The sequence below is a fragment of the Streptomyces sp. B5E4 genome (assembly GCF_039871555.1).
In the GTDB taxonomy this organism is placed as follows: Bacteria; Actinomycetota; Actinomycetes; order Streptomycetales; family Streptomycetaceae; genus Streptomyces.
Map to the genome: position 1 here is coordinate 90,872 of NZ_JBDPMI010000029.1, position 18,506 is coordinate 109,377.

The 18,506-nt window shown below is 72.5% G+C and carries 17 protein-coding genes and 2 pseudogenes; 12 read left to right on the top strand and 7 right to left on the bottom strand.

Annotated features, from left to right (window positions below; all coding sequences use genetic code 11):
• Positions 1-62 precede the first annotated feature (62 nt).
• The gene (locus ABGA99_RS29085) at positions 63-1,241 is read left to right on the top strand and encodes an FAD-dependent oxidoreductase (protein ID WP_347583770.1); all 1,179 of its coding nucleotides are present in this window, start codon (positions 63-65) and stop codon (positions 1,239-1,241) included.
• On the opposite strand, the gene ABGA99_RS29090 is transcribed toward ABGA99_RS29085, so the two are convergent.
• Both ABGA99_RS29090 and ABGA99_RS29095 read right to left on the bottom strand, forming a co-directional pair.
• On the bottom strand, positions 1,225-1,761 hold the full coding sequence (locus ABGA99_RS29090; protein WP_347578069.1) for an SRPBCC family protein: 537 nt from the start codon (positions 1,759-1,761) through the stop codon (positions 1,225-1,227). The two genes, ABGA99_RS29085 and ABGA99_RS29090, sit on opposite strands and share 17 nt — an antisense overlap.
• A 94-nt stretch (positions 1,762-1,855) precedes the next feature.
• Positions 1,856-3,400: an MFS transporter gene (locus tag ABGA99_RS29095; RefSeq protein WP_347583771.1), complete on the bottom strand. Its 1,545-nt coding sequence runs from the start codon at positions 3,398-3,400 to the stop codon at positions 1,856-1,858.
• 54 nt (positions 3,401-3,454) lie between these two features.
• Between ABGA99_RS29095 and soxR the strand changes: the two genes are divergently transcribed.
• Positions 3,455-3,961: a redox-sensitive transcriptional activator SoxR gene (gene soxR / locus ABGA99_RS29100; protein ID WP_347578071.1), complete on the top strand. Its 507-nt coding sequence runs from the start codon at positions 3,455-3,457 to the stop codon at positions 3,959-3,961.
• A gap of 84 nt (positions 3,962-4,045) precedes the next feature.
• Complete coding sequence (locus tag ABGA99_RS29105) at positions 4,046-5,392, top strand: GAF domain-containing SpoIIE family protein phosphatase (protein WP_347583772.1); 1,347 nt, start codon at positions 4,046-4,048, stop codon at positions 5,390-5,392.
• Between the two features lie 68 nt (positions 5,393-5,460).
• Here ABGA99_RS29105 and ABGA99_RS29110 read toward each other — a convergent pair.
• Positions 5,461-7,146, bottom strand: a pseudogene (locus ABGA99_RS29110) (SpoIIE family protein phosphatase); the annotation flags it as partial.
• A gap of 1,939 nt (positions 7,147-9,085) precedes the next feature.
• On the bottom strand, positions 9,086-9,292 hold the full coding sequence (locus tag ABGA99_RS29115) for a hypothetical protein (protein ID WP_347578073.1): 207 nt from the start codon (positions 9,290-9,292) through the stop codon (positions 9,086-9,088).
• 388 nt (positions 9,293-9,680) lie between these two features.
• On the opposite strand from ABGA99_RS29115, the gene ABGA99_RS29120 reads away from it, so the two are divergent.
• The 6 genes from ABGA99_RS29120 to ABGA99_RS29145 are packed head-to-tail and all read left to right on the top strand — an operon-like array spanning position 9,681 to position 14,103.
• Entirely contained in the window at positions 9,681-10,661 is a 981-nt protein-coding gene (locus tag ABGA99_RS29120; RefSeq protein ID WP_347578074.1) for an ATP-binding cassette domain-containing protein, read from the top strand.
• Positions 10,658-11,446: an ABC transporter permease gene (locus ABGA99_RS29125; RefSeq protein ID WP_347583773.1), complete on the top strand. Its 789-nt coding sequence runs from the start codon at positions 10,658-10,660 to the stop codon at positions 11,444-11,446. The genes ABGA99_RS29120 and ABGA99_RS29125 overlap by 4 nt, the downstream gene beginning before the upstream one ends.
• 9 nt (positions 11,447-11,455) lie before the next feature.
• Positions 11,456-12,229, top strand: coding sequence for a MerR family transcriptional regulator (locus tag ABGA99_RS29130; protein ID WP_347583774.1), 774 nt, complete (start codon positions 11,456-11,458; stop codon positions 12,227-12,229).
• Positions 12,230-12,284: 55 nt separating this feature from the next.
• The gene (locus tag ABGA99_RS29135) at positions 12,285-13,421 is read left to right on the top strand and encodes a ferric reductase-like transmembrane domain-containing protein (protein WP_347578077.1); all 1,137 of its coding nucleotides are present in this window, start codon (positions 12,285-12,287) and stop codon (positions 13,419-13,421) included.
• A 59-nt stretch (positions 13,422-13,480) separates the two neighbouring features.
• Positions 13,481-13,705 (top strand): antitoxin, encoded by a 225-nt coding sequence (locus ABGA99_RS29140; protein WP_347578078.1) that lies wholly within the window; start codon positions 13,481-13,483, stop codon positions 13,703-13,705.
• Entirely contained in the window at positions 13,702-14,103 is a 402-nt protein-coding gene (locus ABGA99_RS29145; protein ID WP_347578079.1) for a type II toxin-antitoxin system VapC family toxin, read from the top strand. Before ABGA99_RS29140 ends, ABGA99_RS29145 begins: the two co-directional genes overlap by 4 nt.
• 8 nt (positions 14,104-14,111) lie before the next feature.
• Here the strand turns inward: ABGA99_RS29145 and ABGA99_RS29150 are convergent, their stop codons facing one another.
• Together ABGA99_RS29150 and ABGA99_RS29155 are read right to left on the bottom strand one after the other, a co-directional pair.
• Positions 14,112-15,107, bottom strand: a complete 996-nt coding sequence (locus ABGA99_RS29150) for an aldo/keto reductase (RefSeq protein WP_347583775.1) — start codon at positions 15,105-15,107, stop codon at positions 14,112-14,114.
• Between the two features lie 274 nt (positions 15,108-15,381).
• Positions 15,382-15,825 carry a nuclear transport factor 2 family protein gene (locus ABGA99_RS29155; RefSeq protein WP_347583776.1) on the bottom strand — a complete coding sequence of 148 codons (444 nt, stop codon included), beginning with the start codon at positions 15,823-15,825 and terminating at the stop codon, positions 15,382-15,384.
• A gap of 225 nt (positions 15,826-16,050) precedes the next feature.
• On the opposite strand from ABGA99_RS29155, the pseudogene ABGA99_RS29160 reads away from it, so the two are divergent.
• A pseudogene (locus tag ABGA99_RS29160) lies at positions 16,051-16,337 on the top strand (IS5/IS1182 family transposase); the annotation flags it as partial.
• 47 nt (positions 16,338-16,384) lie between these two features.
• Positions 16,385-16,882 (top strand): DinB family protein, encoded by a 498-nt coding sequence (locus ABGA99_RS29165; protein WP_347583777.1) that lies wholly within the window; start codon positions 16,385-16,387, stop codon positions 16,880-16,882.
• Positions 16,883-17,427: 545 nt separating this feature from the next.
• On the opposite strand, the gene ABGA99_RS29170 is transcribed toward ABGA99_RS29165, so the two are convergent.
• Positions 17,428-17,901: an SAM-dependent methyltransferase gene (locus ABGA99_RS29170; protein WP_347578083.1), complete on the bottom strand. Its 474-nt coding sequence runs from the start codon at positions 17,899-17,901 to the stop codon at positions 17,428-17,430.
• A gap of 94 nt (positions 17,902-17,995) precedes the next feature.
• Between ABGA99_RS29170 and ABGA99_RS29175 the strand changes: the two genes are divergently transcribed.
• Positions 17,996-18,445 carry a nuclear transport factor 2 family protein gene (locus ABGA99_RS29175; RefSeq protein ID WP_347583778.1) on the top strand — a complete coding sequence of 150 codons (450 nt, stop codon included), beginning with the start codon at positions 17,996-17,998 and terminating at the stop codon, positions 18,443-18,445.
• Positions 18,446-18,506: the final 61 nt, after the last annotated feature.

Consider the following 18,506-nt stretch of genomic DNA (forward strand, 5'->3'; position numbering starts at 1 on the left):
TCTCCCTGCGGATCCTCGCCCCCTGAGGATCCGTACCGAGCAAGCTGAGGAAGGACCACACGATGAACCATGTCGTGATCACCGGCGGGGGCTTCGCCGGCGTGTGGAGCGCGGCGGGCGCCGCGCTCGCCCGCGGGGACGCGGATCTGCGCATCACGCTCATCGCGCCCGACGACCGCCTGGTGCTGCGCCCGCGGCTGTACGAACCGGAGCCCGACCGCGCGACGGTGGCGCTGGACCGGATCCTGGGCCCCATCGGCGTCGAGCACGTACGGGCGACGGTCAGCACCATCGACACCGACCGCCGCCTGGTCGTGGCCGACGGGGCGGAGATCGGCTACGACCGGCTGGTGCTGGCGTCCGGCAGCCGGCTCGTGCCGCCCGCGGATCTGCCCGGCGCCGAGCGGCTCTTCGACATCGACACCCTCGCCGGCGCCCGCCGCCTCACCGACCACCTGCGCGGCCGCGACGGCTACGCCGCCGTGGTCGTCGGCGCCGGGTTCGTCGGCCTGGAGGCGGCGACGGAACTGGCGGCCCGCGGCCGGGTGCTGCTGGTGGACACGGCCGGGACGGTCGGGGAGCCGCTGGGCCCCGGGCCGCGCGCGGCGATCGAGACGGCGCTGGACGAACTGGGCGTCGAGCGGCGGCTCGGCACCTCGGTGACCGAGGTCGGCGACGGCTACGCGGTGCTCTCCGACGGCGAACGGGTCGACGCGGACGCCGTGGTGTGGTCGATCGGGATGCGCGCCCAGGAGCTGACCCGGCAGCTCACGGACGACCCCGGCGACCTCGACCACCTCGGCCGGGTGCCCGTGGACGAGTGGCTGCGGGCCCTGCCCGAGGTGTTCGCCGCAGGGGACACGGCCGCGGCGCCGTACGACGCGGAGCACACCGTGATGCAGGCGTGCCAGCACGCGACGCCGCTGGGCAAGGTCGCCGGGTACAACGCGGCGGCGGACCTGCTGGGTGTGCCGCTGCGGCCGTTCACCCCCGCCCCGTACGTCACCTGTCTCTATCTGGGCGGCGCCGGCGGGGTGTTCACCCGCGGCTGGGACCGCATGGTGATGGCGTCGGGGGCGGACGGCGGTTTCGTCAAGGAGCAGATCAACGGGTACATCCACCCGCCCGTGGACGACGCCGGGGAGATCCTGGCGGCGGCCGACCGGGTCTGCATCGACCTGCCGTTCTTCCCGCGCGAGGACGAGCCGGAGGCGCCCGAGGCGGTCAGGTCAGCGAGGTGAAGTAGTCCCGCTGCGCCGGGTAGTAGTCGTCGAACGACGGCGCCGCGGTGTCCGCGGCGCCGTCGTTCGCGGCGACCATCAGGTCGAGGTAGTACTCCCAGCCGGGACCGACCTCGCCCACGCCCTCGACCGAGGAGAGGTGGTGGATCAGCTCCAGCCGCGTCCCGCCGCCGGTCTCCGCGAGCAGCGCCTCCATACGCCAGTCGCCGGCCTCGTCGACCATGGACACGGCCAGGCGGTGCGGCGCCTCACAGGTGTCGATGCGCAGGTCGGACCAGGGCGTCCCGTCCTCGTACGCCAACTGCACCCGGATCGTGCGGCCGGGCGCGGGGTCGCCCTCCCACCGGCCGAACCAGCGGACGGTGCGCTCGGGTTCGGTGAGCCAGGCCCAGACGTCGGCGGCGGGGGCGCGGAACGTACGGCAGAGCACGAGGTCGTGCCCCTGGGCGGTGGGGCGGAGCACCCCGGTGGGCCGGGGGGCTTCGCGGGGGGCGCCGGTTGCGTGGTCGTCGACGGTCACGGTGGTCCTCCGTACGGTGTCGAGTGCGGCCCCCGGGTCGCGCGCTCCGCGCGGGCGTTCCCCCGCGCGGGCGGGCTGAGAGCGTAACCCATGGTCAGGGGCTGACGCGTCGCTTTCCGCGCCCGCCGACCAGCGCCACCAGCACCGCCGTCGCCACCGTCAGCGCCGCGCACACCCCCGCCGCCACCTGGAACCCCGTCTCGAACGCCCCCCGCGCCGCGCCCAGCAGGTCGTCCGCCACCGGCCCCGGCAGCCGCTCCGCCGCCGTGACCGTCGCGCTCAGGTCGTCCTCGAACGCCCCGGCCGCCGCCGCCGGAACGCCCTCGGGGGCCGCCCCGTCCGTACGCCCCCGGTAGACCGCCGTGATCACGCTGCCCAGCAGCGCGATGCCCAAGGCACCGCCCAACTGCGGCGCCGTGGACGAGATCGCCGCCGCCGCGCCCGTCCGCTCCGGCGGGGCCGCGCCGACGACCATGTCGGTGGCCAGCGCCATCATCGGCCCCAGCCCCGCCGACACGATCACCGCGCCGGTGACCAGCACCGGCAGCGTGTGCGGGCCGCCGGCCTGCGTCAACACCCCGTAGCCGACGGCCGAGAGTCCCAGCCCGACGCCGATGATCCGGGCGGGCGCGTACCGGCGGGCCAGCCGCGGCGCCAGCATGGAGCCGGCGATCACGCCGAGCGCCGGCGGTGCCGTCCACAGCCCCGCGTCCAGCGGCGAAAGACCCTCCACGAGCTGAAGGTACTGCGCGAGCGCGTAGTTGGAGCCCCACAGCACGAAGATCCCGGCGGCCAGCGTCGCCGCGGCCGTGGCGAGCGTACGGTCCGCGAAGAGCCGCAGGTCCACGAACGGGTCGGCGAGCGCCCGCTGCCGGCGCACGAACGCCACCGCCACCAGCACCCCCGCCACCACCGCCGCGACCGGCACCGCGCCCGCCCCCTCGGCGGCGATCTGCTTCAGCCCGTACACCACGGGCAGCACCGCGGCCAGGGACAGCAGCGAGCTGAGCACGTCCACCCGCCGCCCCGCCGGGCCGCGCGACTCCGGCAGCAGCACGGGCAGCAGGACGAGCAGCACCGCCATCACGGGTACGCCGAGCAGGAACGCCGATCCCCACCAGAACCGCTCCAGCAGCCATCCGCCCACCAGCGGCCCGATCGCGGTGCCGCCCGAGACGCCGGCCACGATGACGCCGATGGCCGTCGTCCGCTCCCGCGGCCCGGGGAACAGCGCCGCCGCCAGCGCCAGCGTCGAGGGCATGAGGGTGGCGCCCGCGACGCCCATGAGCGCGCGGGCGGCGATGAGCATCTCCGCGTTCACGGAGTACGCGGCGACCAGCGACGCGACGCCGTAGCCGGCGGCCCCGTAGAGCAGCAGCCGGCGGCGGCCGATGCGGTCGCCGAGCACGCCCATGGTGATGAGGGAGCCGGCGAGGAGGAAGGCGTAGATGTCGACGGTCCACAGCAGCTGGGTGCTGCCGGCGCCGAGGTCGCGGCCGATGGCGGGCAGGGCGAGGTTGGTGACGGTCAGTTCGAGGGAGGCGAGCAGCGCGGGCAGCGCGAGCACGGCGAGCCCGAGCCACCGGCGCCGCTGCCGTCCCTGCTCCTGCCCCTGTTCCGACGTGCGGGAAGTGGTCATGGCGGCCAGTCTCAAACCTCGACCATAATCGAGGTCAAGAGCTAGCCTGCCGGAATGGACAAGCCACCCTTCGACGCGAAGGAACTCACGGTCGGCCAGCTCGCCGCCCGCTCCGGCGTCGCCGTCACGGCCCTGCACTTCTACGAGGGCAAGGGCCTCATCCGCAGCCGCCGCACCCCCGGCAACCAGCGCCGCTACACCCGGGACACGCTGCGCCGCGTCGCGTTCATCCGCACCGCGCAGCGGGTGGGCATCCCGCTGCGCACGATCGCCGAGGCGCTGCGGACGCTCCCCGACGAGCGCACCCCGACGCAGGAGGACTGGGCCCGGCTGTCTGCGGCCTGGCGCGACGAACTCGACATCCGCATCGACCAGATGGTGCGGCTACGGGACCGGCTGACCGACTGCATCGGCTGCGGCTGCCTGTCGCTGGAACGCTGCCTGCTCCGCAACCGCGACGACCGCCTCGGCGACACCGGCCCGGGCCCGCGCCGGCTGCTCACCCGCCGGCTGGCCCAGGAGACCCGGGTCCCGCCGGCGGGCGAGGGGGAGGACGCCTGACGGAGGTCAGTCGTACGGCGTCGTCGGCCCACCCCTGACGGGCGATTCGATGGGCCAGGCGACGGTATTCGGACCACGGCGACGATGGGGGTGACCAACCGGGGGAATGGCCTCAAGGTGGACGAGTACGACGTGGACGTGATCCTGCAGCAGGCGCTGGACCGGCTGACGGTGCTGGCCGACATCAATTCGGCGCTGGCCGGGACCCTGGAGGTGGGCGAGGGGCTGCGGCGGGTCACCCGGATCGTGGCCCGCCGGCTGGGCGACTGGTGCGCCGTCGACCTGCTGGCCGGCAAGGGCCGGATCGAGCGTATCTCCGCCTCCCGTACGGAGAGCGGTTCCCAGCCGCACGAGGAACAGGCTTTCCTGCCCCTCCCCCCGGGGCCGGCCGCCGATCCCCTGGTGCGCGTGCTGCGCGGCGCCGGCCCTCTGCTGCTGACGGAAAGCGACCTCGCCCCCGACGACCGTGATCAATCGGAGACGGGACGGGTCTCCTTCGCCGCGGGCGCCACCAGTGCCGTCATCGCCCCGCTGCGGGCCCGGCGGGAGGTCATCGGCGCACTCATCGTCAGCCGCTCGGGAGACCACCCTCCGCTCACCGAGCACGACCTGCCCCTGATCGGCGATCTGGTCCAGCGCGTCGGTCTCGCCATCGACAACGCGCGCCTGTACCGCCAGGGGCAGCGGGTCGCCGAACGTCTCCAGCGTTCGCTGCTGCCCGAGCTGCCCGACGTCGACGACCTGTACATGGCCGCCCGCTACTCCCCCTCGCTTGCCACCGCCGAGGTCGGCGGGGACTGGTACGACAGCTTCCTGCTGTCCACCGGCAACACCACGCTGATCATCGGCGACGTCACCGGCCACGACCTCAAAGCCGCCGTCACCATGAGTCAGCTTCGCAACATGCTCCGCGGCATCGCCAGCGACCGCCAGGAGCCCCCCGAGAAGATCCTGCACCGGATGGACGTCGCCCAGCACGCCCTCTACCCCGGGACCACCGCGAGCTGCGTCTTCGCCGTCCTCCACGGACCCGACACCGGTCCCTGGGAAATCAACTATGCCGTCGCCGGCCATCCGCCGCCCCTCCTGATCAGCCACGACGGCGATGCCCGCTACCTCGAAGGCGGCCGGAGCCACCTCCTCGGCGTCACCACCGACCTGGCCCGCACCAGCGCCACCGAATCCCTGCCGGCCCGGTCCACCCTCCTGCTCTACACCGACGGACTCATCGAACGCCGGGGCGAGACCCTCGACCAGAGCCTCGCCCGGCTGCGCCAGCACGCCGCGGCCCTCGCCCGCGAGACCCCCGACACCTTCTGCGACGAACTCCTGACCGGCCTCGCCCCCGACAGCACCGACGACGTCGCCCTTCTCGCCCTGCGCCTCCCGCGGGCCGACCGCCCTGAGAGCACGGCATCACCGGCAGACTGACCTGATCCGGGACGGCTCCTCGGCAGGTTTCTCCGCTTGTGCGCGGGCGGCGGCGGCGGTCGGGCCGGTCAGTCGCCGGGTGTCTCCGGTGTGGTCTGTTCGGCCCAGATGACTTTGCCGTCCTGGGTGTAGCGGGTTCCCCAGCGCGCGGTGAGCTGGGCGACGAGGAAGAGACCCCGTCCGCCCTCGTCCGTGGCGGCGGCGTAGCGCAGGTGCGGTGAGGTGAGGCTGTGGTCGTAGACCTCGCAGGTGAGCGTGTGGTCGCGCAGCAGCCGTACTTTGATGGGCCCGACGCCGTGGCGCATGGCGTTGGTGATCAGTTCGCTGAGGATCAGCTCGGTGGTCTCCCGGAGGTTCTCCAGTTCCCATTCTGCGAGGAGTGTGGAGACGGCGGCGCGTACGCGGTGGACGGCTGCGGGGTCGGACTCGATGTCCCACTGTGCGACCTGCCCCCTCCCCAGCACGCGTGTGCGGGCGACGAGCAGTGCGATGTCGTCGCTCTGGGTGGGCGGGAGGAGTGCGTCGAGTACGGCGTCGCAGGTCTCCTCGGGGGTCTGATCGGCGCGTGCGAGGGTCTGGCGGAGTACGTCGAGCCCGGTGTCGATGTCCTGGTCGCGGCGTTCGACGAGGCCGTCGGTGAACAGGACGAGTCTGCTGCCCTCGGGCAGGTGCAGTTCGACGGATTCGAAGGGCAGTCCGCCGATGCCGAGGGGGAGGCCCGAGGGTACGTCCAGGAATTCCACGGTGCCGTCGGGGTGGGCGAGGGCGGGTGCCGGGTGGCCGGCTCTGGCGATGGCGCAGCGGTGGGTCACGGAGTCGTAGATGGCGTACAGGCAGGTGGCGCCGGTGATGGTGGTCTCGAAGCCGGCGGCGACGGATTCCTGGTCGGTGCGGGTGACCAGTTCGTCGAGGTGGCCGAGGAGTTCGTGGGGTGGTGGATCGAGGGAGGAGAAGCTGTGTACGGCGGTGCGCAGCCGTCCCATGGTGGCGGCGGCGTGCAGTCCGTGTCCGACGACGTCGCCCATCACCAGGGCGACGCGGGCGCCGGACAGGGGGATCACGTCGAACCAGTCGCCGCCGACGCCTTCCTGCGCGGGGAGGTAGCGGTAGGCGACTTCGACGGCGTGCTGTTCGGGCAGGGTGCGGGGCAGCAGGCTGCGCTGAAGGGCCACGGCCATGCCGTGCTCGCGGGTGTAGCGGCGTGCGTTGTCGAGGGATACGGCGGCGTGGGCGGCCAGTTCGGCCGCGAGGGAGAGATCGTCCTGCTCGAAGGGCTCGGGTTTCTCCGAGCGCCAGAAGTTGACGACGCCCAGCAGCACACCGCGGGCGCGCAGCGGCGCCGTGATGAGCGAGTGGACTCCGTAGTCCAGGATCCGTGCGGCCCGTGCGCGATCCACCTCCTGCCACCCCGGGGAGTCACGCAGCCGGGGCACCAGGATCGCCTGCCCTGTCTCGATACTGCGGGCGGGTGGCGAGGACGGCGCGTAAGTGATCAGGTCGCCGATCGTGAAGAAGGGAGCGTCGTCACGGATACCGCTGACGGCCGTGCGCTCCATCCGTGGGCCGATGTCGCCGGCGCCGCTGCCGTTCATCCCCGGTTCGTCACCGCGCACCACGGCCTCGGGCAGGTCGACGGTGGCATAGTCGGCGAAGCCCGGAATCACGGCCTGGGTCAACTCCTCGGCCGTACGGGTCACATCGAGGGTGGTTCCGATGCTGCTGGTCGCGTCGTAGAGGAACTCCAGCCGTCGCCGGACCAGCTCGACCCTCTGCGACGCCTCGCCGATCATCTCCATCACCACATCGGTGCGGACCGGTTCCTGTCCGACCACCGCGTCGACCGCGAGCCGCGCGGACGCCGCGCCGACAGAGCCGGAGAGCTGGGCCTCCGCGTGATGGATCAGCTCCGGGGGCGCCACGGCTTCCGGTGAGTCGGGCCTCGTCCCCGGGTAGGCGCGCATCGCCCGCTCGGCGCCCTCCCGCCCGAGGAAGCGCTCCAGCATCGTCTGCAGGGCGCCGACCGTGGCACGGGCCTGCCAGCGCCGTTCCCTGGCAGGCTCCGCGAGGATGTCGACGAACTGCACCGCCTGCGCCCGCTCGGCGGCGTTCGGCCGGCCGGCGAGTGAGACGGCGACGTACCCGCCGACGTTCACCAGCGCGCACCAGAACATCGCATGGCCGATCGGGTCCATTCCCGCCAGGCCGAACAACTGCTGCGGCCGGAGCGGCTCGATGCCGAGCGGGCCCTCACGCAGGAACGAGGCGGGCAGCAGCCCGGCCTCGGCGAAGCTCGGCAGCAGCAGGGTGTACGCCCACATGACGAACCCCGCCAGAAGACCCACCAGCACACCCCAGCGGGTGCCGTGCTTCCAGAACAGGCCGCCGAGGATCGCGGGCGCGAACTGTGCCACGGCCGCGAACGACACCAGTCCGAACGACGTCAGCGCCCGCCCCTCGCCTGCGAGTCGGAAGTAGGCGTAGCCGAGCAGCAGGATCAGCACGATGGTCGTTCGGCGGATGCGCAGTACCAGGCCGGTGAGATCGTCTCGACGGGCGAGCTGGGACCTGCCGCCCAGCAGCAGCGGCATCACGAGTGAGTTGGACACCATGGTGCTGAGTGCGATGGTCTCGACGGCGATCATGGCGGCGCCCGCGCTGAGGCCGCCGATGAAGACGAACAGCGCGAGTGCCTGCTGGCCCGCGGCCATCGGGAGGGCCAGCACGTAGGTGTCGGCGTCGGTGGCGTTCCCGATCCGCAGAAGGCCACCGGCCGCGAGTGGAAGCACGAAGAAGGTGTTCGCGAGCAGGTACAGCGGGAACAGCCACATCGCGCGTTTGAGGTGCTTCTCGTCGACGTTCTCGACGAAGGTGACCTGCCACTGCCGGGGCAGCAGCAGGATCGACAGCATGGACAGCACCGTGAGCCAGACCCACGTGCCGTAGTCGGTGTGCCCTTGCAGGGTGAACAACTGGGTGAGGTCGGCCTGCGCTGCCTGGGAGAAGAGGTCGTCGAACCCCCGGAACATCCCGAAGGTCACAAAAATCCCGACCGTGAGGAGCGCCGCGAGCTTGACCACGGACTCGAACGCGACGGCGGCGACCAGACCCTCGTGGCGTTCGGCGGTGTCCAGGTGGCGGGTGCCGAAGAGGATGGTGAACGCGGCGAGCAGCAGCGCTGCGTACAGCCCGGTGTCCTGAAGCAGCGGAACCTGGCCCAGCTCCGAGGGAGCGGTGATCTCGGGATACCGGCGAATGACCTCAAAGGCGTTGGAGACCGCTTTGAGCTGGAGCGAGATGTAGGGAACGATCCCCACCACGGCGATGATCGTGACCAGACCGCCCAGCACCGCGCTCTTGCCGTAGCGGGCGGAGACGAAGTCGGCCAGGGACGTGACCCGATGCCGACGGCTGATCCGGATGATCCTGCGCAACACCGGCCAGCCGAGCGCGAGCATGATCACTGGCCCCAGATAGAGGACCAGGAAGCCGATACCGGTCGTGGCGGCCCCGCCCACGTTGCCGTAGACCGCCCATGCGGTTTCGTACACCGCGAGGGACAGGGCGTAGACCGTGCCGTTGTTGATCAGGCTCCGGCCGGTGTCTGCCCTCCGGTCGGCGTAGAAGGCCACACCGAAGAGCAGACCGAGGTACACCACCGAAACAGCGACGATGACCCCGGTCCGGAGCACAGCACTACCGTGATCTGGCGCCGATGACGGCGACCAGGCCGATCACGATCGCCCAGACGAGGTACAGGTACGCCCAGAGAACCGGGACACCGAAGACCCGGTCCATGCGGTCGAACTGCGCCAGCAGCGGTGGAACGACCAGCACGAACCCCAACGCCCCCACGGCCGCCAGACGCCCGCCCAGCCGCTCGTCGTCTCGTGACTCCGCCACGGCTGCCTCCACAACCCCATGTCACGCCTCGCCACGCACCCAGGTGTGTCCAGTGCCGAAGCACGGCCGCCGACACCTTCGTATCCACACAAATGCCGCCCCAAGACGCTATCGGCAGCCCGCTGCATCATCGATGACCAACACACCCGGTCCTGCTCCCCCTGCAGGACGACAGCCCGCTCCCGGGCGCCCACCCCCTCGCCCGCTTACTGGCCCGGGAGCCCCGGGTCCCGCCGGCGGACGAGGCAGATCCGCCGGGATCGCCCGCAGCCCGGTGCGCAGCAGCGCCACGGTCTCCGCCGTGCCCGGCACCCGCGGCGAGTGGATGTCGTACACGCCGGGCGCCGGCCTTGACCCCGACGCAGGGTCAACCTTCGAGCATGGCGCCATGACCACGAGAACACCCGCCGTCGAGGCCGCGGGACTGCGCAAGGCGTACGGCGACCGCGAGGTCGTCGCCGGCGTCGACCTCACCGTGCCCGCCGGCACCGTCTACGCCCTGCTCGGCCCCAACGGCGCCGGCAAGACCACCACCGTCCGCATCCTCACCACCCTCCTCGCCGCCGACGCCGGCACCGCGCGGGTCGCCGGCCACGACATCCGCCGCGCGCCCGCCCGGGTACGTGCGGCGATCGGCGTCACCGGCCAGTTCTCCGCCGTGGACGGGCTCCTCACCGGCCGCGAGAACCTGCGCCTCATGGCCGACCTCGGCCACCTCGAAGGCCCCCGCGCCACCGCCGTCACCGCGCGGCTGCTCGCCCGCTTCGGCCTCGAAGACGCCGCCGACCGGCGGGCCGCGACGTACTCCGGCGGCATGAAGCGGCGGCTGGACCTGGCGATGACGCTGGTGTCCGGGCCGCGGCTGATCTTCCTCGACGAGCCGACCACCGGACTCGACCCGCGCAGCCGCCGCGCGTTGTGGGACGTCGTCCGCGAACTCGTCGCCGACGGCACCACCGTCTTCCTCACCACCCAGTACCTGGAGGAGGCCGACCGGCTCGCCGACCGCATCGGGGTGCTCGACGGCGGCCGGCTCGTCGCCGAGGGCACCGCGGCCGAGCTGAAGCGCCGCGTCACCGGCGGCCACGTCGAGCTGCACGCCGCCGACCCGGCGCGGGCGGCGGAGCTGGCGCGCCGGCTGCCCGGCGCGGTGGCCGACCCCGCGGCGCCGGCCGTCACCGTGCCGTACGACGGCAGCCTCGGCGCGCTGCGCCGGCTGCTGGCCGGGCTCGACGACGACGGATCGGTCACCGGGCTCGCGGTGCACACCCCGGACCTGGACGACGTGTTCCTGGCCCTGACCGGCCACGCCGCCGCGACTCCGGCCCCCGCTGCCGCATCCGCCGCCGCCGGGAAGGCAGGGGCATGAGCGCCCCCGGCACGTACGTCCTGCGCGACTCCGCGACCATGCTGCGCCGCAACCTGAGGCACATGGCCCGCTACCCCTCCATGACGATCATGCTCGTCGGCCAGCCGCTGCTGTTCCTCCTGCTGTTCACGTACGTCTTCGGCGGCACGATGGGCGCGGGACTCCCCGGCGGCGACCGCGGTGGCTACCTCACGTACATCGCCCCGGGGATCCTCACGATGACGGTCGCGAGCGTGTCCATCGGCACCGCCGTGCTCGTCGCCAACGACATGACCGACGGCATCATCGACCGGTTCCGCACCCTGCCCATCGCGAAGTCCTCCGTCCTCACGGGACACGTGCTCGCCGCGATGATCCAGACCGCGCTGGCCCTCGCGGCGGTCGGCGCGGTGGCGTTCGCGCTCGGGCTGCGGACGGGCGCGTCGGCGGCCCACTGGGCCGCGCTGCTCGGGCTGCTGGCGCTGCTGTCGTACGCGCTGACGTGGTTCACGGTGGCGCTGGGCCTGGCGAGCCCGGACCCGGAGACGGCGAGCAACCTGCCGATGGTCTTCGTGCTGCTGCCGTTCGTGGGCAGCGGGTTCGTGCCGGTCGACTCGATGCCGGCGGGGCTGCGGTGGTTCGCGGCGCACCAGCCGTTCACGCCGGTCATGGACCTGGTCCGGGGGCTGCTCGGCGGCACGCCGGCCGGCGCGGACGCGGCCTGGGCGGTCGGCTGGTGCGCGGCGATCGGCACGGCCGGCTACCTCTGGTCGCGCCGCCTCTACCGGACCCGCGCGGCGACCTAGGATGCCCCGATGCTGACCATCGGCGAACTGGCGTCGTACGCGGGCGTGACGGTCCGCGCGGTCCGGCACTACCACGCCAAGGGCCTGCTCCCCGAGCCGGACCGGGACCACTCCGGCTACCGCCGCTACGACGCCGCCGCCGTGGTCGAGCTGATCCGCATCCGCACCCTCGCCGAGGCCGGCGTCCCGCTGGCCCGGGTCCGGGAGCTGCTGCGGGCCGACGAGGCGGAGTTCGCGGCCGCGGTCGCGGACATCGACCGGCGGCTGCGGGCCGAGATCCGGGCCCGCCAGGAGACCCGCCGCCGCATCGCCCGGCTCACGGCGGGCGACAGCCTGGCGCTGCCGGCGGAGGTCGTGGCGTACCTGGACCGGCTGCGGGAACTGGGCGTGGACGAGCGGATCGTGGCGGTCGAGCGCGAGGGCTGGATCCCCCTCGCCGCGCACGCCCCCGACCGCGTACCGGAGTGGCTGGCCCGTAAGAGATCCCAGCTCGCCGACTCCCACCTCCTCGACTTCTACCGCACCCTCGGCCGCGCCCTCGACTGGGCGCCCGACGACCCCCGACTGACCGCCCTGGCCGACGACCTCGCCGCATACCTCGCCCGCCTCACGGCCGAACGGGGACAGGACTACGTCGACGACGTCGACCTCGCGCCGCCGCTCGCGGAGCTGATGGACAAGCTGGCGTACGAGGCCGCGCCGCCGGCGCGGCGGCTCATCGAGCTGCTGCGGCAGCGGGGTTGGACGGGGTGGACGCGGCTGGAGCCGCTGGAGACGCGTTGATCCCGATCGTGATGGGTACACATCACGTGGGGTCGGCGGGACCCAGGAGGCGGACGTGAGGGCTGTGCAACGTCGATCGGGGCTGCCCGAAAACGGCGGACGGGGCGGCGGAGGGCGGGGCGGGCAGGCCGGCGGCCGCGCCGCCGGATGGGTCGACTGGCCGGGGCTGAAGGCCGACATCCGGGCGGCGGGGCCCGACGCGGGCATCGCGCTCATCGTCACCGGGGCGATATCCGTCTGGCTCTACGTCCGCGCCGGCAACGGCTCGTCGGCGACCGTCCAGGTCATGCCGATGCTCGCCGACGCCGACCGCTACTGGATGTACTGGCTCTGCCAGGCGTTCGGCTGGTCCGGCCTGCTGTGGGCGTGGATCACCATCGTCTTCAGCCTGCTGCGCACGGGGCCGCGCCCGCGGGTCCGCTGGCTGCCGCCCGCCGGGCTGGAGAAGCTGCACCGCACGACGAGCCTGACGACGATCGCGCTGATGTTCCTGCACGCGGTGATGTTCTTCCTGGAGGAAGTCCGCGGCAACGAGGGCGGAGCGACCTGGCCCGGCCGGCTGTGGGACGCCTTCGTCAAGGTCTTCGTTCCCGGCGGCTACGCCACGGGCACCGGCCGCATCGCCATCCTCGTCGGCCTGCTCGCCTTCTACCTCGCGATCCCGCTGGGCCTGGCGTACTACCTGCGCCAGCGGACCGGTTCGCGCATGTGGCGGGCGCTGCACCGCTTCATCATCGTCGTCTACGTCCTCAGCGTCTGGCACACGCTGCTGTACGGCACGAACGTCTGGTACGACGGCGCCTTCCGCACCCTGGTCTGGGCCCTTCAGATGCCCATAGCCGCCATGCTCCTCCTCCGCCTCCTCTCCCCCGCCCGCCCCAGCGAACGCCTCCACCTCCGCGGCCCCCGCCGCTCCCGCCCCCTGCCGCTGACCGCCCGCGCCGCGGGCCGCCTGGCGGTCGTCGCGACGGTGGTGGGCCTGGCGGCGGTGGTGGCCACGGGCGTGGACGGCGGCCGCACCCCGGACGGTGCGTCGCCGGGGCTGTGGCCGGAGCAGTGGGTGATCTGGGCGGGGCTGCTGGTGCTGACACTGGCGTTGGTCGCGGTGGCCCACCGCCTGCGGCCCTCGGCGGTGGGAGCCCCTGTCCGGGAGCGACGGGGGGAGGCGGCGACGGAACAGGGAGTGGGCTGAGGGCGGGAGGCGGAATCCCTTTGCAGGCATTCTGCTGTGAATGCAGGTATTATGCATGCATGACTGCTGTGACGATTCGTGACGTTTCCGAGGACACGTTGAGAGCGATCAAGGTGCGTGCCGCCCAGGAAGGTAAGTCCTTGCAGGGCTTCCTGCACGAACTGATCGAACGTGAAGCGACGATCCCCACGATGAACGAGATCGTCACGCGCATCCGCGAGCACGCCTCCGTCGACCTGACCGAGGTGGACACCGCCGCACTCGCGGACGAGGAGCACCGTTGATCGTCGTCGACTCCTCCGCCGTCGTCGACCTGCTGGTCGACACCGGCACCAGGGGCAAGGCCGCCGCCCGCCACCTGGCCGGCGAAAACCTGCTCTCGGCCCCGTACCTGATCGACACCGAGGTCGCCTCCGTGCTGCTGCGACTGGAGCGCGCCGGGATGCTCACCGGGGAGAAGACCACGCGGGCCGTGGCCGACTACCGCAGCCTGCCCATCCGCAGGCACGAGCACCTGCCGCTGCTGGAACGCGTGCGCCAACTCGGAAGCGTGCGCTCCTACGACGCCTTCTACGTCGCCCTCGCCGAAGGCCTCGACGCCCCCCTGCTGACCTCCGACGCGAAACTCGCCCACGCTCCAGGCCCCCGCTGCCGCATCATCAACCTCCACGACGACACCTGACCGGGCGTTCAGCCCTTCGGCGTCGGGACGTTCGGGGGGAGCAGGCCCGTGGACTTGGCCTCCGTCCAGAAATCCTCCGGAATCGGGTGGGTGAACGCGCCGGCCGTGTCGGCCACTTCCGCCGGGGTGCGGGCGCCGATCACCACGCTCGTCACCGCCGGATGGCCGAAGGGGAAGGCGATCGCCGCCGCGGTCGGGGGGACGGCGTGGCAGCGGCACAGGGTGTGCCAGGCGGTGACGCGGCGGGCGAGGTCCGGGGGGATCGTCGCGTAGCCGTGGGGGGCGTCGGGGCGGGGGTCGGTGAGGAGGCCGGACTGGTAGACGCCCGCCGCCAGCACGGCGACGCCGCGTGCCGTGCACAGAGGCAGCAGCTCGTCGAGGCCGGTGTGGTCCAGCAGGTTGTACCGGCCCGCGAGCATCACGCAGTCCGGCCCCGGCGCCGCCGCCTCGCGGAGGTAACGGGCCGCCACCGGCGCGTGGTTGACGCCGATCGACACCGCGCCGACCGTGCCGCGGGCGCGGAGTTCGGCCAGCGCCCGGTAGGCGTCCGTGACGGCGACGGGGAAGTCCTCGTCCGGGTCGTGGACGTGCAGCACGTCGATCCGGTCCAGCCCCAGCCGCTCCAGGCTGTCCTCGACCGAGCGCATGACACCGGCGTACGAGTAGTCCCGCCGCGGCCCGACCCCCGGCGGCGGGTCCGCCCAGATCGGCTGCGTGTCGGTGCCGCCGGGCACGATGAGCCGGCCGACCTTCGTGCACAGCGCGTACGCCCCGCGCGGGCGGGCCGCGAGCGCGGCGCCGGCACGGCGCTCGGAGAGCCCGTACCCGTAGACGGGCGCGGTGTCGAAGAGCCGGACGCCGGCGTCCCAGGCGCGGTCGACGGTGCGGGCGGCGACCTCGTCGGACACGGGCGAGAACAGGCCGCCGATCGAGGCGAGTCCCAGCCCGAGGCGGGTGACGGACACGCCGGTACGCCCCAGGGGCACGACCTCGTCCGCTCGCATACGCGGCTCCTCTCGGGGGTCGGGCCCGCCCGTTCGCGGGCGGGCACCATGCGGGGAGGGTCGGGGGCGTGTCAGTCGGCGACGCCGCGGTGGGCGTGGGGCCGGACCGTAGGCGGGCCACCCTGGTCGCGGCCGGGCGCCGGGACGGGGGGAAGCCGGGGGCTCTCCCCGTCCTGGGCTGACGGCTGGGGCCCGCCCGGCCTGTTGGGGCGTCGGGGCCCGCCGATCGTGCACGGGCCCCCGGCGGGTGGTGATGGCAGCCCGGTGGTCGTCTTTAGCGACGCTCCGCGTCGAAGGCCTGGGCGACGGCAAGACTGTCCTCGTAGACGTGGTGCCGGGTGACAAGCCCGTCCTCGACGGTGAGGTGCAGCGCGAACCGGGCGCGGTACGCACGTCCGGTGGACCGGGCGGTCTGGCGGATCTCCCCGAGCACGACCGCGTCCTTTCCGTCGACGAGGATGCGCTCGACCTGGGTCGCCACGGCTTCGGGTACGTGGTGCTCGGCAATCTCGCGGTAGTGGGCCGCCGCGTCGGCCCGGGTGGACCGGTGCCGGATCCAAGGCGTGGCGGAGCGACCGTGCTCGGCTTCCGGCCAGTCCAGCTTCCAGTCGCCCTGCTCGGCGTACAACTCGGCGATGTGGTCGGGATCGCCCTCGCCGATCCGACGCAGCAATTCCTCAACCACCGTGCGGGTGCTCGCGGACGCGGCTTCTGACACGACTGCCCCCTACGTCTTGGTCCGCGTCCGGGCAACGCGGCGAGATCAGCAAGCATCCCCGTCGAGGACGCCCGACGCGATTACCCCGGAGGTAAGACAGGCCCTTCGCCCTGGGGCGGGGTGCGTGTCGGTGAGCGAAAGTCGCCCCGGGTGGGTGGTTTGCCCCAGTTCGCGGGCGGTGTTACCGGGAGTTTCTATCGGCGGCGTTCGTGGGGGGATCACGGCGGCCCTTCACCCGTCGACCGCGGCCGCCCTGGCTCGCCTCGGAACTCCCCTCGCCGTGACGCTCACCGGTGGGAGCCGCCGCGACGTCACCCAGTTGCTGCCTCTACCGGCGTCGCACACGGTTCCGGACTGGGCAAGGTGGGCTGGGTCGTTGAGCGCGCTTCGCCTGACCGCACCGGTTCAAGCGACTCCGTACCCGCTACGAGCGGCGCGCCGACCTCCGCCAGGGCCTCCTTGAACCCGCCTGTGGCGTCATCTGCCACCGGCGGCTCGGAACGGCCTCCTGAAACGCTCGGTGAGCCGGATGCCAGTGGGGCCGCATAGGATCCGGCCCATGGGTGACACCGAACTGCCGGCGCTGCTCAGCGCCCTGAACAGCAAGCGCAGGCACGTCCTGGACATCCTGGAAGGCTTGGACGAGGAGGCGCTGCGGCGCCCGGTTCTCCCGTCCGGATGGACATGCCTCGGGCTGGTGCACCATCTCGCTCTGGACGACGAGAAGTTCTGGTTCCGCGCGGTTGCTGCGGGGGAGCAAGCGGCGATCGAAGAGATCCTCGGGGCCGGGGAGAACGCGTGGCAGCCCGCCCCGGAGAAGACGGCCGAGGAGGTCTTCACTCTCTACCGGAAGGAAGGGGAGCTCGCCGACGCCTTCCTGGCCGACGCCGACCTGGAGGCGGCCCCGAGCTGGTGGCCGGACTTCTTCGGCGACTGGCACCTCGACACTCTGCGCGAAGTCGTCCTGCACGTGATCACCGAGACCGCCACCCACGCCGGCCACCTCGACGTCGTGCGCGAACTCCTCGACGGCAGACAGAGGTTGGTTCTCACGTGACGGGAGAGCCACTCCGCTCCGCCGACCAAGGTCGCCGAGCGCGAGGTCCGGAGTTCGACTCATTCTGAAACGATCAGGCGAAAGTCGGCCCGCATGGGTGATGTGGGGCGGTTTTGACGGAGGATTGCCGCGAGTTCGTGCTGGTTGTGTTCACTCGGGGGCGTTCGGGTTGTGGATCCCGGCCCCGGAGTGGGTCGATGCTCGCCGTGGGGCGAAAGTCGGCCCGCATGGGTGATTTGGCCTAGTTCGGCGGGCGCTTACCGCGAGTTACGGCAAGATTCGTCCGCCCCGGGCGCTGTGCGGCCGGGTCGGTTCGGGTGAGGGGCGAGGGCCTCTCGCCGGCTGGTCCCGGAGATCGCCGGTGCCGGCCGGACGGCGGTTGTTCCGCACAGCGGGCTGGCTTTCGAGGGGGGACCGATGCTCCAAACCCCACGTCGGGGCAGCTCCCTACGAGACCGCCCACCCCGACTCGGCACCCCCGGCCCGGGAATATCGGCCAGCGGGCCAGCCCCGCCTCCGGTGGTACGCCCCCCGCGCCCCCGCCCCTACGGCTTGAAGTACTCCGCCATCATCCCGCTCACCCACTCCGGCTGCCTCACCCCCACCGCCCGGAACTCCTCCATCATCGGCTTCAGGTCCACCACCGGTGTCCCCGACACCGCATCAAGCCCCACCACCGTCAACTCCCGCCCCTCCACCGACTCGATCGCGCACGTCGTCACGCCCAGCCGGTTCGGTCTCCGCGGGCCCCTGCCCGCGAAGATGCCCATGGGCGGGAGGTCGGCCCGGCCCCGGTACGGGCGGGGTTCGCTGACCGCGCCGGCCTCGGGTTCCGGGAAGCGGTCGAAGACGAACAGGACCTCCACGTGCGAGAAGCCCTCCAGGCCCTGGAGACATGCCTCGCCGAAGCGCTCGTCCACGGTGATCGTGCTGCGGACGGCACCCCAGTTGTCCGTGTTCTGGATGTCCGTCCGGTCGTTCCGGACCGTACCAATCGGTGTGATCTCGAAGCTCGGCATGGCCAGAGGCTATCCCCGCCGCGGACCGGGGCGGGCCGAACGTGATGTCGGATTCCCGCCGGCCATCCGCCCGCGCGCCGATCATGCTGGCGGCATGACGACTTCATCCGCCACAGCCTCCGTGACCGTCCTCACCGGCATGTACGCCGCCGAGGCGGAGTACCTCGCCGCCGGCGGTCCCGGCGGGGCTTCGTTCGACATCCTCGCCCCCTTCTTCGCGCCGGACGTCGTGCTGCATCAAGCGGACGCCCTGCCGTACGGAGGCACCTGGCGCGGGCACGACGGCATGACGCGCTTCTTTCTCGCGATGGGCCGGGTCTGGGAGACGTTCGACATGGTGGAGCAGGAGTTCCTTGCCACCGGAGAGACCGCGGTCGTGCTGACGCAGATCCGTGCGCGCGCTCGTGCGACCGGCCGTGAACTCGCCTTCCCCATTCTGCAAACGGTCACGGTCAAGGCCGGGCGGATCACCGAAGTCCGTCCGTTCTACTGGGACACCCGGGCCATCGCCGACGCCTGCGCCCCCTCCGCGCCGGCAACCTGACACCGCACAGCCCCGCAGACCGCCCCCCCCCGCCCCCCCCCGCCCCCCCCCCGCCCCCCCC

Bases quoted from the DNA above. Each gene is read 5' to 3' on its own strand.
- ABGA99_RS29120 (WP_347578074.1), top strand. From the start codon at position 9,681: ATGACCACGAGAACACCCGCCGTCGAGGCCGCGGGACTGCGCAAGGCG.
- ABGA99_RS29085 (WP_347583770.1), top strand. From the start codon at position 63: ATGAACCATGTCGTGATCACCGGCGGGGGCTTCGCCGGCGTGTGGAGC.
- ABGA99_RS29140 (WP_347578078.1), top strand. From the start codon at position 13,481: ATGACTGCTGTGACGATTCGTGACGTTTCCGAGGACACGTTGAGAGCG.
- ABGA99_RS29170 (WP_347578083.1), bottom strand. From the start codon at position 17,901: ATGCCGAGCTTCGAGATCACACCGATTGGTACGGTCCGGAACGACCGG.
- ABGA99_RS29105 (WP_347583772.1), top strand. From the start codon at position 4,046: ATGGGGGTGACCAACCGGGGGAATGGCCTCAAGGTGGACGAGTACGAC.
- ABGA99_RS29150 (WP_347583775.1), bottom strand. From the start codon at position 15,107: ATGCGAGCGGACGAGGTCGTGCCCCTGGGGCGTACCGGCGTGTCCGTC.
- ABGA99_RS29125 (WP_347583773.1), top strand. From the start codon at position 10,658: ATGAGCGCCCCCGGCACGTACGTCCTGCGCGACTCCGCGACCATGCTG.
- ABGA99_RS29175 (WP_347583778.1), top strand. From the start codon at position 17,996: ATGACGACTTCATCCGCCACAGCCTCCGTGACCGTCCTCACCGGCATG.
- soxR (WP_347578071.1), top strand. From the start codon at position 3,455: ATGGACAAGCCACCCTTCGACGCGAAGGAACTCACGGTCGGCCAGCTC.
- ABGA99_RS29095 (WP_347583771.1), bottom strand. From the start codon at position 3,400: ATGACCACTTCCCGCACGTCGGAACAGGGGCAGGAGCAGGGACGGCAG.
- ABGA99_RS29130 (WP_347583774.1), top strand. From the start codon at position 11,456: ATGCTGACCATCGGCGAACTGGCGTCGTACGCGGGCGTGACGGTCCGC.
- ABGA99_RS29165 (WP_347583777.1), top strand. From the start codon at position 16,385: ATGGGTGACACCGAACTGCCGGCGCTGCTCAGCGCCCTGAACAGCAAG.